The 13,503-nt window shown below is 69.3% G+C and carries 13 protein-coding genes and 1 riboswitch; of the genes, 3 read left to right on the top strand and 10 right to left on the bottom strand.

Annotated elements, in window-relative coordinates:
• Positions 1-12: 12 nt before the first annotated feature.
• From OG303_RS27525 to OG303_RS27515, 3 genes are all read right to left on the bottom strand, one after another.
• The gene (locus OG303_RS27525; protein ID WP_405871640.1) at positions 13-891 is read right to left on the bottom strand and encodes a metallophosphoesterase; all 879 of its coding nucleotides are present in this window, start codon (positions 889-891) and stop codon (positions 13-15) included.
• Between the two features lie 42 nt (positions 892-933).
• On the bottom strand, positions 934-1,530 hold the full coding sequence (locus tag OG303_RS27520; protein ID WP_405871639.1) for a GNAT family N-acetyltransferase: 597 nt from the start codon (positions 1,528-1,530) through the stop codon (positions 934-936).
• A 181-nt stretch (positions 1,531-1,711) separates the two neighbouring features.
• On the bottom strand, positions 1,712-2,842 hold the full coding sequence (locus OG303_RS27515) for an NADH:flavin oxidoreductase (protein ID WP_405871637.1): 1,131 nt from the start codon (positions 2,840-2,842) through the stop codon (positions 1,712-1,714).
• A gap of 222 nt (positions 2,843-3,064) precedes the next feature.
• Here OG303_RS27515 and OG303_RS27510 point away from each other — a divergent pair, with 222 nt between their 5' ends.
• The gene (locus OG303_RS27510) at positions 3,065-3,754 is read left to right on the top strand and encodes a class I SAM-dependent methyltransferase (RefSeq protein WP_405871636.1); all 690 of its coding nucleotides are present in this window, start codon (positions 3,065-3,067) and stop codon (positions 3,752-3,754) included.
• Between the two features lie 76 nt (positions 3,755-3,830).
• Here OG303_RS27510 and groL read toward each other — a convergent pair whose 3' ends face one another.
• The 4 genes from groL to thrC form a co-directional block, all read right to left on the bottom strand.
• Positions 3,831-5,453, bottom strand: coding sequence for a chaperonin GroEL (gene groL, locus OG303_RS27505; RefSeq protein WP_405871635.1), 1,623 nt, complete (start codon positions 5,451-5,453; stop codon positions 3,831-3,833).
• Between the two features lie 326 nt (positions 5,454-5,779).
• On the bottom strand, positions 5,780-5,986 hold the full coding sequence (locus OG303_RS27500; protein ID WP_019057200.1) for a cold-shock protein: 207 nt from the start codon (positions 5,984-5,986) through the stop codon (positions 5,780-5,782).
• Between the two features lie 451 nt (positions 5,987-6,437).
• Positions 6,438-6,713: a ubiquitin-like small modifier protein 1 gene (locus tag OG303_RS27495; protein ID WP_405871633.1), complete on the bottom strand. Its 276-nt coding sequence runs from the start codon at positions 6,711-6,713 to the stop codon at positions 6,438-6,440.
• Positions 6,714-6,829: 116 nt separating this feature from the next.
• Positions 6,830-8,113 carry a threonine synthase gene (gene thrC, locus OG303_RS27490; RefSeq protein WP_405871632.1) on the bottom strand — a complete coding sequence of 428 codons (1,284 nt, stop codon included), beginning with the start codon at positions 8,111-8,113 and terminating at the stop codon, positions 6,830-6,832.
• Positions 8,114-8,130: 17 nt separating this feature from the next.
• Positions 8,131-8,287: riboswitch (SAM riboswitch) on the bottom strand.
• A 196-nt stretch (positions 8,288-8,483) separates the two neighbouring features.
• On the opposite strand from thrC, the gene OG303_RS27485 reads away from it, so the two are divergent.
• Both OG303_RS27485 and OG303_RS27480 read left to right on the top strand, forming a co-directional pair.
• Positions 8,484-9,428: a glucosyl-3-phosphoglycerate synthase gene (locus OG303_RS27485; RefSeq protein WP_405877508.1), complete on the top strand. Its 945-nt coding sequence runs from the start codon at positions 8,484-8,486 to the stop codon at positions 9,426-9,428.
• A 108-nt stretch (positions 9,429-9,536) separates the two neighbouring features.
• A complete protein-coding gene (locus tag OG303_RS27480) occupies positions 9,537-11,015 on the top strand; it encodes a trehalose-6-phosphate synthase (RefSeq protein ID WP_405871631.1) in 1,479 nt (492 codons plus the stop codon).
• Here the strand turns inward: OG303_RS27480 and otsB are convergent.
• From otsB to OG303_RS27465, 3 genes are all read right to left on the bottom strand, one after another.
• A complete protein-coding gene (gene otsB / locus OG303_RS27475) occupies positions 11,003-11,872 on the bottom strand; it encodes a trehalose-phosphatase (RefSeq protein ID WP_405871629.1) in 870 nt (289 codons plus the stop codon). The genes OG303_RS27480 and otsB overlap by 13 nt on opposite strands.
• A 65-nt stretch (positions 11,873-11,937) precedes the next feature.
• Complete coding sequence (locus OG303_RS27470) at positions 11,938-12,171, bottom strand: DUF3263 domain-containing protein (protein ID WP_405871627.1); 234 nt, start codon at positions 12,169-12,171, stop codon at positions 11,938-11,940.
• Positions 12,172-12,226: 55 nt separating this feature from the next.
• Positions 12,227-13,444: an ABC transporter substrate-binding protein gene (locus tag OG303_RS27465; RefSeq protein ID WP_405877506.1), complete on the bottom strand. Its 1,218-nt coding sequence runs from the start codon at positions 13,442-13,444 to the stop codon at positions 12,227-12,229.
• Positions 13,445-13,503 lie beyond the last annotated feature (59 nt).

The following is a 13,503-nucleotide window of genomic DNA, read 5'->3' as shown; positions in this document are numbered from 1 at the left end:
GGCACAGAGGCCCTAACCGTGCCGCTCGATCAGGGCCCGCGTCTGCTGCTCGTCGATCTCGTACACCGTCTCGTGGGCCCGCGGGTCACGTGCGTGGAAGGTGTGGAACATCGGCCCCGCCGTACCGTCGCCCAGCTCCACCAGCGAGGCCGAGGCCCCGCGCACCGCACGCTCCGTGCCGGGCGGTGTCGTCAGGTCGATGCGGTTGACCACGCCCGGCGTGACCCACACCGGGATCGCCTCCAGCAGGCCGAAGAGCTGGACGTGGAAGTGCCCGGTGAGGACGACCCTCACATCGCTCCCCCGGACCACCTCCGCCAGCGCCGACGGATTGCGGAGGCCGAAGACCCGCTGCGTCTCCACGTCCAGCGCGATCGGCGGATGGTGGAGTGCAAGAACCGTCCCCTTCGGCGCGGGCGTCGCCAACACGCCCCGCAGCCAGGCCAGTTGCTCCGCACCCAGCCACCCGTGCACCTTGCCCGGCACCAGCGAGTCCAACGTGACGAAGCGCCACCCGTCCACCGTGCTCACGGCGGCCCGCTCCCCCGCCGGGGACTCGATGACCGCCTCCGCCCGCTCGGTACCGTCCACCGCGACATGCCCGCTGCCCAGCACCTTCCCGAAGGCCTCGCGCTCGTCGTGGTTGCCGGTCGTGTAGAAGACGGGCGCGTCCAACGACAGCGCGAACTCGCCCAGCAGCCCTCGTGCGGTCGTGTACGCCTCCACCGCCCCGTCGTTGGCGATGTCACCGGTGACGACGATCGCGTCCACGCCCCGCTGGTGGCGCAGTTGGGCGAGCATGAGGCGCAAGGAGTCGGTCGCGTTGACGCCGTGCCTGTTGGGGGCGTCGGTGCGCTCCAGATGGGTGTCGGAGAGCTGCAGGATCCTCATGTGCCAGCACGCTAGCCGGAGTTGACCTCCGCAACCAGAGTGTCAGGCGGCCGGCCGCCACATCGTCGTGACCACCTGCCCCGTCGGGATGGTGATCTCGTCACGAACGGCGAACCCGACACTCTCGTACCGCTTGAGGTTGGCGGCGTTGGTCGACTCCAGATAGGCGGGAGCACCGAGAGCGTCGATACGGGCCAGGCTCTCGGCGAGCAGCGCCATGCCGAGCCCCTTGCCCCGGTGATCGGTGTGGGTACCCAGGATGGTCAGGTAGAAGAACGGCTCACTGGGATGCGCGGCCTCGAACTGCTCCCCGATACTCATGATCGCCCGAGCCGTGTCGGGGGTGGTGGCCTCGGCCAGCAAACCCTCCAGCCCGTCCGCCTCCTCCGACGTCAACTCGACACCGTTCGGAGGAATCCAGATGGCGGCGGCTTCGGCGCCGGGTGTCACCAGCGTCCACGGGTAGCGCAGGGCGGAGGTCGCATAAACCCGCCACATAACCGCGGCCTGAGCCGCCCGCCGCCGCTCGTCCGGAAACGCGGGGCCCCACACCGGATCATGAAAGAAGGCACTGGTGAAGGCGGAGACGATGGAGTCGATGTCGGCGGCAGTGGCAATGCGGGCGGAGGCGTTGGTCATGCACTCATTTTCGGCCCGCCGGGTCGTTCTTTTCAGCCCGTCCTGTCGTTATCTTCAGCCCGTCCGGTCGTTCTTTTCAGCCCGTCCGGCGTTTGAGGACGAGGCCGAAGGCCGATGGGGGGTCTGGGGGCGCAGCCCCCAGGGCCGCGAACCCCCACCGACCCGCACCGCTCAACAGACGTCAGCTCAGCGACTGAAGCGCCGCCGCATCGTAAGGCTTCAGCTCCGAGTACCGGTCAGCAAGAACCTTCGCCGCCCACTCAGGATCCTGCAGCAGCGCGCGACCGACCGCGACCATGTCGAACTCCTCGGCCTCCAGGCGGTCGAGGAGATTGTCGATGCCCTTGACCGGGGCCCCCTCGCCCTGGAAGCCCTTGAGGAAGTCACCGTCGAGGCCGACCGAGCCGACGGTGATGACCGGCTTGCCGGTGAGCTTCTTCGTCCAGCCGGCGAGGTTGAGGTCGGAGCCCTCGAACTCGGGGAGCCAGTAACGCCGCGTAGAGGCGTGGAAGGCATCGACGCCGGCGGCGGCCAGCGGGCTGAGGATCGCCTCCAGCTCCTCGGGGGTCTCGGCGAGCCGCGCGGTGTACTCCTGCTGCTTCCACTGCGAGTAGCGGAAGAGGATCGGGAAGTCGGCGGACACCGACTCGCGGACCGCCGCGACGATCTCGGCCGAGAAGTTGGCGCGGGCGACGGCGTCACCGCCATACGCATCCGTACGGCGATTCGTGCCCGCCCACAGGAACTGGTCGAGCAGGTAGCCGTGGGCGCCGTGGATCTCCACGCCGTCGAAGCCGATGCGCTCGGCAGCGGCAGCGGCCTCGGCGAACGCGTTGACGACGTCGTCCACGTCCGCCTGCGTCATCGCCTTGCCGGTCGGTTCGGCGCCCGAGCTCACCAGGCCGGAGGGGCCGACGGCGGGGGCGTCGGCGTACGGCGCCTGCCCCTGCTCACGCACCATGCCGATGTGCCACAACTGCGGGACGATCGTGCCGCCGGCCGCGTGCACGTCCTCGGCAACCTTGGCCCAGCCCGCGAGCTGCTCCTCGCCGTGGAAGCGCGGTACGCGGTCGCTGTTGCCGGCCGAGTCGTGGCCGACGTACGTGCCCTCGGTGACGATCAGACCGACGCCCGCGGCGGCACGGCGGGAGTAGTACGACGCGACGTCCTCGCCGGGGATGCCGCCCGGGGAGAACATGCGGGTCATCGGCGCCATCACGATGCGGTTCGGGACGGTCAGACCGTTGATCGAGGTCGGACGCGAGAGGATCTGGGCGGCGCGGGAAGCGGCCTCGGCGGTGGTGGCGGTCACGCGGGGGAACTCCTCGGGAGACGGAACGGAGGGGAAACCGATCGGTATGTGCATACGCATAAGTACTGCACCTTCAACAACTACCCGCCCCGTCATCGAATTCCCGCAGCTTCCGTACGAGTCCCTGTGACCCCGGCCACGTGCCCTCGCCCCGGAGGAAGTCCGCCGTCCCGAAGGAATTCCGCCATCCCCGGGAAGTCCGCCATCCCCGAAGATGGCCGCATGCCCACACCGCCCCCGCTGCTCACCGCACCCGAGCTGGAACGGTCCGCCGTCGTCGCCAACAACACGATGAACCGCGAGCGCGGCCTCGCCGGAGTGAACAGCTACGCCCGTGAGTTGGGCCTCAGCCCCCTCGCCCACCTCTCGTCGCGCCCCGCCGCCCCCTCCTGGCTGGACCTGTGCAGCGGCGAGGGGCGCGCCCTGCGCGAGGCCGCCGCCGTCCTGCCCGCCGACGCGGTCCTCACCGGCGTCGACCTGGTGGGACCGCTCGTCCCGATACCGGCGCCGCCCGCCGTGGAGGAGATCATCGCCTCCGTCTCGGCCTGGACGCCGACCCGGACGTACGACCTCGTCACCTGCGTGCACGGCCTGCACTACGTCGGTGACCAGCTCGGGCTGCTCGCGCGGGCCGCGTCCTGGCTCGCCCCCGACGGGCTGCTGCTCGCGCACTTCGACCCGGAGTCGGTGCGCCTGGCCGACGGATCGGCCGCCGGGCGGGCGGTCGTGGCGGCGCTGCGGGCGGCCGGGTTCCGGTACAGCGCCCGGCATCACCGGATCGGCCTCGAAGGCGGGCGGGACGTACGGCTGCCGTTCCGGTACCTCGGCGCCGATCCGGGGGCGGGGCCGAACTACACGGGGCAGCCCGCCGTCGGCTCCTACTACTCCCCAGGCCCTGAGACGAACCCGTGAAACGCCCGTGGGCGGCACCCCCTGTCGGAACAGGAAGTGCCGCCCACGGTAAGGACGTTGATCAACCAGAGGTCGATCAGAAGTCCATGTCACCGCCCGGCATGCCGCCACCGGCAGGCGCGGCGGCCTTCTCCGGCTTGTCGGCGATGACGGCCTCGGTGGTGAGGAAGAGCGCGGCGATGGAGGCGGCGTTCTGCAGGGCAGAGCGCGTGACCTTCGCCGGGTCGATGATGCCTTCCTTGACCAGGTCGACGTACTCGCCGGTCGCGGCGTTCAGGCCGTGGCCCGGGGTCAGGTTGCGCACCTTCTCCACCACGACACCGCCCTCGAGGCCGGCGTTGACGGCGATCTGCTTCAGCGGGGCCTCGAGCGCGATGCGCACGGCGTTGGCGCCGGTCGCCTCGTCACCCTCGAGGTCCAGCTTCTCGAAGACGGTGGACGCCTGGATGAGCGCGACGCCACCACCGGCGACGATGCCCTCCTCGACGGCCGCCTTGGCGTTGCGCACGGCGTCCTCGATGCGGTGCTTGCGCTCCTTGAGCTCCACCTCGGTGGCGGCACCGGCCTTGATGACCGCGACACCGCCGGCGAGCTTCGCCAGGCGCTCCTGCAGCTTCTCGCGGTCGTAGTCCGAGTCGCTGTTCTCGATCTCGGCGCGGATCTGGTTGACCCGGCCCTGGACCTGCTCGGAGGAGCCGGCACCGTCGACGATGGTGGTCTCGTCCTTGGTGATGACGACCTTGCGGGCCTTGCCCAGGAGGTCGAGGGAGGTGTTCTCGAGCTTGAGACCGACCTCCTCGGAGATGACCTCGCCACCGGTGAGGATGGCGATGTCGTTCAGCATCGCCTTGCGGCGGTCACCGAAGCCCGGGGCCTTGACCGCGACGGACTTGAAGGTGCCGCGGATCTTGTTGACGACCAGGGTCGACAGGGCCTCGCCCTCGACGTCCTCGGCGATGATCAGCAGCGGCTTGCCCGACTGCATGACCTTCTCGAGGAGCGGGAGCAGGTCCTTGACGGAACCGATCTTGGAGTTGGCGATGAGGATGTACGGGTCGTCGAGCGACGCCTCCATCCGCTCCATGTCGGTGGCGAAGTACGCCGAGATGTAGCCCTTGTCGAAGCGCATACCCTCGGTGAGCTCCAGCTCCAGACCGAAGGTCTGGGACTCCTCGACGGTGATGACGCCTTCCTTGCCGACCTTGTCCATCGCCTCGGCGATGAGCTCGCCGATCTGGGTGTCGGCGGCGGAGATGGAGGCCGTGGAGGCGATCTGCTCCTTGGTCTCGACATCCTTGGCCTGCTCGAGCAGGGCACCGGAGACGGCCTCGACGGCCTTCTCGATACCGCGCTTGAGGGCCATCGGGTTGGCGCCGGCGGCTACGTTGCGCAGGCCTTCCTTGACGAGGGCCTGGGCGAGAACGGTCGCGGTGGTCGTACCGTCACCGGCGACGTCGTCCGTCTTCTTGGCGACTTCCTTGACCAGCTCGGCGCCGATCTTCTCGAACGGGTCCTCGAGCTCGATCTCCTTGGCGATGGAGACACCATCGTTGGTGATCGTGGGGGCGCCCCACTTCTTCTCGAGGACGACGTTGCGGCCCTTGGGGCCGAGCGTCACCTTCACGGCGTCCGCGAGCTGGTTCATGCCGCGCTCGAGGCCGCGCCGCGCCTCCTCGTCGAACGCGATGATCTTGGCCATGTGAAGTGGTCCCTCCAGGACTGGGGGTGATTCCTTCGGACCGCGCCCGCGCCCGCGACGGACGGCTCGCCTGCCTCGTGGTTCCTTGCCCCACCCGGCCTGCGGGCCTCACCGACCCGGTCCTTCGTTGTCACTCTCACCTTCAGAGTGCTAACGCAATGATTAGCACTCGCCCCCTGCGAGTGCAAGCGCCTCCCGGGGACTGGGCGGGTACCTCCCGGGAACCGGGCCAGGCCCTCCGGGCATGCCGAAGGGCCCGCACCCTGGGGCGCGGACCCTTCGATCAAGAAAAGAAGAACGTCGCTGCAGTTAACCCGGCGCGTGCTTCAGCTGGTCGCCAGTCGGACCATGTCCGCCTGCGGCCCCTTCTGGCCTTGCGAGATCTCGAAATCGACCCGCTGACCCTCTTCCAGGGTGCGGTAGCCGTCCATCTGAATCGCACTGTAGTGGACGAAAACATCCGCACCACCGTCGACCGCGATGAAGCCGTACCCCTTCTCCGCGTTGAACCACTTGACGGTGCCCTGAGCCATGCCTAACTCCCCTATTACTGGCCCTTGCACAGATCCACACTTCGCGGATCCGGGTCAGACCTCACCCCCCACGGTTGGGGGCGTGCGCCGGAACGCGTCGACCGCGGCTGAATGTATCTGTCCAACTGCCGTCTGCAACAGGTCAATCGGACGAGAATTCCGGGCAAGACCGGTCGGGAATTTACCGAGAATTCGCCCGAATTCAGGGCAAGTCGGGCCCCACAAAAGGAGCATAAGACGCAAAAGACCTGCACACTTTGGCTACTTCTCATCGCCGGAGAAGTAAGAACTCATATGCATCCGGCATGCGGAATCGAGCAGGTTCCCCAACTGTACCGTGCTCAACCATGCAGAATTGCCCCCTCCGCTTCTCTCACGGAGGGGGCAATTCGGTGAACTCTCGGTAACTGGCGTTACCCACGGTAATAATCGGGGCGTTCGACCTGTTCGGTCAGCCCCCGGCGACGGCCGGGATGATCGAGACGCCCGCACCGTCCGGAGTCGCCGTCTCCAGCCCCTGCTCGAACCGCACGTCGTCGTCGTTCACGTACACGTTGACGAACCGCCGCAGCTTGCCCTGGTCGTCGAGGACGCGGGCCGCGATCCCGGTGTGGTTCTTCTCCAGGTCGGCGATGACGTCGGCCAGTGTCGCCCCTTCGGCGGTGACCTCGGCCTGCCCGCCGGTGTAGGTGCGCAGGATGGTGGGGATGCGGACGGAAACGCTCATGTTCAAGACCTCCGGTCAGGTACAGCGCCCCATCAGGGGCGCGGGGCTGCAATGAATGTGCGGCTGCCGCCGCGTGGGCGCGACCAGCCCCCACCGGCCCGCAGAAGAACTACGACTCAGCCGAGACCAGCGTCCCGGAACGACTCGAGGTTGGGACGAATGGTCGCAGTCAGCCCGGTGTCGGCCACCGCGTCCAACGTCTTCAGCCCATCACCGGTGTTGAGCACGACCGTGGTCAGGGTCGGGTCCAGCAGACCGTTCTCGATCAGCTTCTTCGTCACGCCGACGGTCACCCCGCCGGCGGTCTCCGCGAAGATCCCCTCGGTCCGGGCAAGCAGCCGAATCGCATCCACGACCTGCTCGTCGTTCACGTCCTCCACCGCACCGCCGGTACGGCGAGCGATGTCGAGGACATACGGCCCGTCCGCCGGGTTACCGATCGCCAGCGACTTCGCGATGGTGTTCGGCTTCTGCGGCCGTACGACGTCGTGCCCCGCCTTGTACGCGACGGAAACCGGGCTGCATCCCTCGGCCTGCGCGCCGAAGATCTTGTACGGCTTGTCCTCGACGAGCCCGAGCCTGATCAGTTCCTGCAGACCCTTGTCGATCTTCGTGAGCTGCGAGCCCGAGGCGATCGGCACGACCAGCTGGTCCGGCAGCTGCCAGCCGAGCTGCTCGCAGATCTCGTACGCCAGGGTCTTGGAGCCCTCCGCGTAGTAGGGCCGCAGGTTGACGTTGACGAAGCCCCAGCCCTCGCCGGCCGGGTCGCCGATCAGCTCGGAGCAGAAACGGTTCACGTCGTCGTAGTTGCCCTCGATGCCGACGAGCTCGCCGCCGTAGACCGCGGCCATGACGACCTTGCCCTGCTCCAGGTCGTGCGGGATGAACACGCACGAGCGGAAGCCGGCGCGGGCGGCGGCGGCACCCACCGCGCCGGCGAGGTTGCCGGTGGAGGAGCAGGAGAGGGTGGTGAAGCCGAAAGCACGCGCGGCCTCGATGGCCTGGGCGACGACGCGGTCCTTGAAGGAGTGGGTCGGGTTGCCGGAGTCGTCCTTGACGAAGAGCTTGCCGGCCTCGACGCCGAGCTCGCGGGCCAGGTTGTCGGCCTTGACGAGCTTGGTCCAGCCCGGGTTGATGTTCGGCTTGTCCGCCACGTCCGCCGGGACGGGCAGCAGGGGCGCGTAACGCCAGATGTTCGCGGGACCCGCCTCGATCTGCTTGCGGAGCTCCTCGGTGTCGTAGGCCGAGAACTCGTACGCGATCTCGAGCGGGCCGAAACACTCCTCGCAGGCGAAGACCGGACCGAGGGGTACCCGGTGACCGCACTCGCGGCACGAGAGAGCCGTGGCGGGACCCAGATCGACGGTGTTCGTGGTGCTTGCAACAGTCTGCGCAGCCATGGAGGCGAGGCCCTTTCTCCTCATCTTCCTCACGACGCATCTCGCCGTGAGACGGATTTGGCACCTTCCCTAGCCGGGAGCCTCGCGTGAACGATCAACACTGATCTACGAGAGCCGACTGGAGGGTTGCCGGGGCTTCATCGGGCCGTATCCCTCTGCCCCTCTGGATGAGCGGTATGCGGTTGTTTAACTCGTTGAACACGAGACGACCCCCGACATGCGATGGTCATCAGCGTTGTCCAAGACTGTAACCGAAGGCCAGGACAGTTGAGATAGTCGTCCGAACCGCGAGATGGCTCTGCTCATCGGCTGCCACCGCAGCGGGCGGCAGATCACACTCTCGCTGACAGAACGCAGAGGAGCCGCCTACGTGCTGGAAGAAGTCGAGCGCTGGCTGAGCACCCACTCCTGGTCGGTGACCGATCGCCCGCTGCACAAGATTCTGGCTGCCAAGCAGCGCACGGGACAGTCGGTCAGCGTGGTGCTGCCCGCTCTCAACGAGGAGGAGACGGTCGGCGACATAGTCGCCGTGATCCGTCACGACCTCATGCAGCAGGTCCCACTCGTCGACGAGATCGTCGTCGTCGACTCGGGGTCCACCGACCGCACGTCCGAGGTCGCCGCGGCGGCCGGGGCCAGGGTCGTGCACCGCGATGACATCCTGCCCCGCATCGCGACCGTCCCCGGCAAGGGCGAGGTGCTGTGGCGCTCGCTCCTCGTCGCCAGCGGGGACATCGTCTGCTTCATCGACGCCGACCTGAAGGAGTTCTCCTCCGATTTCGTCTCCGGCATCGTGGGCCCGCTGCTCACCGATCCCGGGATCGATCTGGTCAAGGGCATGTACGACCGCCCGCTCGGCGGCGCCGCGGGCCAGGGCGGCCGGGTCACCGAGCTGATGGCGCGCCCGCTGCTGAACATGCACTGGCCGCAGCTGGCCGGCTTCGTGCAGCCGCTCGGCGGGGAGTACGCGGCCCGCCGCAGCCTGCTGGAACAGCTGCCGTTCCCGGTCGGGTACGGCGTCGAGCTGGGCATGCTGGTCGACGCCCTGCATCTGGTGGGCCTCGACGCGCTCGCCCAGGTGGACGTCGGCGTGCGCAAGCACCGGCACCAGGACGGGCAGGCGCTGGGCCGCATGGCCGCCGCGATCTACCGCACGGCGCAGCTCAGGCTGGCCCGCGGGCATCTCATCCGGCCGTCGCTGACCCAGTTCGAACGGGGCGCGGACGGCTTCGAACCGCGCACCTTCTCCGTGGACACCGAGGAGCGGCCGCCGATGGTGGAGATCGCCGAGTACGCGGCGCGCAAGGTTGCCTGACGGTTGCCCGAGGGAGGCACGTTACGTGCGCTCACGTGCCGTATACGGACCACCCGCGGAGGGCAACCAAACGTTTGAGCGTTTCCGGGCCGGGCTAGGTTGAGGCTTATGGCTTCCACGCACGACGCTGCTCATCAGGTGCTGGTCGCGTCCAACCGCGGCCCGGTTTCGTACGAAGTGCGGGAGGACGGCTCGCTGGCCGCCAAGCGTGGCGGCGGCGGGCTGGTCTCCGGCCTGTCGGCGATCGGGCCGGACGCGGGCGCCCTGTGGGTGTGCTCGGCGCTGTCCGACGGCGACCGGGAGGCGGTCCGGCGCGGGGTCGGCGAGGACGGCGTGCGGATGCTGGACATCCCGGCCGACGTGCACGAGGACGCGTACAACGGCATCGCGAACTCGGTGCTCTGGTTCGTCCACCACATGCTGTACCAGACCCCGCTGGAGCCGGTCTTCGACGCGGAGTTCCGGCGGCAGTGGGCGTCGTACGAGACGTACAACCGCGCCTTCGCCGAGGCGCTGGCCCAGGAGGCGGCCGAGGGGGCCGCGGTCCTCGTGCAGGACTACCACCTGTGTCTGGTGCCGGGGATGCTGCGCGAGCTGCGGCCGGACCTCAAGATCGGGCACTTCTCGCACACGCCGTGGGCTCCGCCGGAGTACTTCCGGATGCTTCCGGACGACATCCGGGCGCGGCTGATGGAGGGCATGCTCGGGGCTGACCGGGTGGCGTTCCTGACCTGGCGGTGGGCGACGGCGTTCCAGTACTGCGTGCAGGGGCTCGACCCCGATCGCTGGGAGATCACGTGGCCGTCGGGCGCCCCCAGGTCGATCGAGCACCTGGTCGACGGCAGGCGGGGCACCCGCGAGACGTTCATCGGCGTGCACGGCCTCGGCGCCGACGCCGAGTTCCTGCACGCCCGCTCTCACGAGGCCGACGTCGAGGAACGCATGGCGGCCCTGCGTGAGGAGATCGGCGAGGGCCGGAAGACGATCGTCCGGGTCGACCGGACCGAGCTGTCGAAGAACATCGTGCGGGGCCTGCTGGCCTACCGACAGCTGCTCGACGACCACCCCGAGTGGCGGGAGCGGGTCGTGCACGTGGCGTTCGCCTACCCGTCGCGGCAGGACCTCGCCGTGTACCGGGAGTACACGGCGGAGGTGCAGCGGCTCGCGGACGAGATCAACTCCCAGTACGGGACGCCGGGTTGGACCCCCATCGTGCTGCACGTCCAGGACGACTTCGCCCGCTCGCTCGCGGCCTACCGGCTCGCCGACGTGGCCCTGGTCAACCCGATCCGGGACGGCATGAACCTCGTCGCCAAGGAGATGCCGGTCGTCTCCGACGAGGGGTGCGCGCTGGTGCTGTCCCGGGAGGCGGGGGCGTTCCAGGAGCTGGGCAAGGACGCGATCGCCGTGAACCCGTACGACGTGATCGGGACGGCGCGGGCCCTGCACGAGGCGCTGACGATGCCGGCGGAGGAGCGGGCCGAGCGCACCAAGCGGCTGGCCGCGGCGGCGACCGCCCTCCCGCCGGCCCAGTGGTTCCTGGACCAGTTGCAGACCCTGCGCGAGCTGACCGATCAGCCCAGCTGAGCCGCCAGTCCCGCCAGCAGTCGTACGACGCCCTGCGGACCGTCCACCACCACGTCCGCCCGCTCCCGCAGCTCGGTCACCTCGTCGCTGCCGCTGCACACCAGCAGGCCGGGGATGCCGTCGGAGCGGAGTCGGTCGACGGCGGCGAAGGCGGGCAGGTCGCCGAGGTCGTCGCCGCCGAAGAGGACCGCTGCCGCGCCGATCTCGCGGACGTACTCCAGCAGGGCCATGCCCTTGTCCATGCCCGGCGGGCGCAGTTCCAGGACCAGACGGCCGGGCTCGACGATCAGGCCGTGGCGGGCGGCGAGCTCCGCGAGGGGGGCGCGCAGTGCCTCGAAGGCGGCCTGGGGGTCGGCGGCGCGGCGGGTGTGGACCGCGACGGCGCGGCCCTTCTCCTCGATCCACGTGCCCTGCCAGGCGCCGATGCCGTCGAGGAACCCGGGGAGCTCGGCGCGGATGGCGGCGACGCCCGGGTGGGGTGCGGGCGCGCTGACGTTGCCGCTCACCGCGTCCCAGCGTTCGGCGCCGTAGTGGCCGAGGACGACCAGGTTCTCCAGGCCGGGGACGCCCGCGAAGCCGCCGTACCGGACGGCGACGCCGGCCGGGCGGCCGGTGACCACCGCGACGGAGGCGATCTTCGGGGCGAGGGCGGCGAGCGCGGGCACCGCCTCCGGGTGGGCGCGGGCCTGCTCGGGGTCCGCCACGATCGGGGCGAGGGTGCCGTCGAAGTCCAGGCCGACCACCGCTTTCCCGGGGTTCGCGAGGATCGCGGCGAGTCCGTCGCGGCCCGCCTGTGTGGCAGGCGTCGGCAGGGGGTCCATGGAGTGCGTCGAGTCCGTATCCGTATGGGTGCCCATACGGCGACCTTAACCGTGCGGGGCCGGGCGCACCCCTGGCCGGAGCGCACTCCGGCCACGACCCGTCAGCGTTCCGCCCGCCGCGTCTCCCGCACCCTGCGCAGCCTGTTCACCGTCACCGGGTCATGGGCGAGGGCCCGCTCGTCGTCCAGCAGGGCGTTCAGCAGCTGGTAGTAGCGGACGGGGGCCAGGCCCAGTTCCTCGCGTATGGCGCGCTCCTTGGCGCCGGGGCCCGGAAAGCCCCGGCGTTCGAGGGCGAGGATGGTCTGCTCGCGGTCGCCCAACTGCTCCTGGTCCATGCCCCGCACCGTAGCCGTCGCCACTGACAGCGCCTACTGCGCGCCGTTTCCGTCCCTACTCCGCGTTCTCCGCCGTGGACGCCGTCGACTCCAGCTGGGCGAGGGTGGCCGCGGGGCTGCCGCCGGGGGCGACCGCCTGGCCTATGCGCTTCTTGACCGCGGCGGCGACGGCGGCCCAGGAGGTCTTGTCGACCGGGTAGAGCTCGGACAGCGGGAGCTGGTCGAGGAACGGCTTGAGGTCGGCGTCCTGCTTGTCCGTGCTCATCTCCTCGGAGGCCGAGGTGGTGACCGGCAGCAGGTCGTACTCGCGGGAGAAGGCGAGCACGTTCTTCTCGCTGTAGACGAAGTCGAGGAAGTCGCCGACCTGATCCGCGTGGCCGTTCTTCTTGAACGCCATCATCCAGTCCGCGACGCCCATGGCGTTCTCGCTCTCGCCGTCGACGCCGGGCATCGGCACCATGCCGTACTTCACGCCCTTCTTCGCGGCGATCTTCATCAGTGAGGGGTGCCCGTCGAGCATGCCGACGTCACCGCTCGCGAAGGCGGCGAAGGCGTCCGCGCGGTTGAGCTTTCCGGGCGCGACGGGACCGGTCAGGCCCTTGTCGACCAGGTCGTCCTTGAGCCAGGTGAAGGTGTCGACGTTCTGCGCGGAGTCGATGCCGTACGTGCCGACGGTGTCGGTGTAACCGCCGCCTCCGCTCAGCAGCCACTGCATCGTCTCGGCCTGCGCCTCCTCCGGCCCGAGCGGCAGCGCGTACGGGTACTTCACGCCCCGCGCCTTGAGCACCCCGGCGTCGGCGGCGAGCTGCTTCCAGGTCTTCGGCGGGGTGAGGCCGGCCTGCTTGAAGAGGGTCTTGTTGTAGAAGAGCAGGCGCGTGGAGGCGGCGAAGGGCATCCCGTACTGCACGCCCTTGACCTGGCCCGCGGTGGCGAGCTGGGAGGCCAGGTCGGCCTGGGCGGTGATGGAGAGCAGGTCGTCGGCCGTGTAGAGCAGGCCCTTGTCGGCGTAGTCGGCATAGGAGCCGATCTGCGCCATGTCGGGCGCCTTGCCGGCGGCGACCAGCTCCTTGACCTTGCGGTCCACGTCGTTCCAGGAGTAGACGGTGACCTCGATCTTCACGCCGGAGTGCTTGCTCTCGTACTCCTTGGCGAGGCTGTCCCAGTACTTCTGGGAGCTGTTGGCGGCGGAGTCGCCGTAGTCCGCGGCGATCAGCTTCAGGGTGACGTCCCCCGATCCGCCGGTGAGGCCGCAGCCGCCGAGGACCGCCGTCATGCCCAGTGCGGACACCGCCGCGATCGTTCCTGTCCTTCGCCGCTGCACTGCTTTTGACC

This window comes from Streptomyces sp. NBC_00005 (genome assembly GCF_045160215.1).
Taxonomy (GTDB): domain Bacteria; phylum Actinomycetota; class Actinomycetes; order Streptomycetales; family Streptomycetaceae; genus Streptomyces.
Note: the sequence above shows the minus strand (reverse complement) of the source record. Positions and strands in the feature narration are given on the sequence as shown.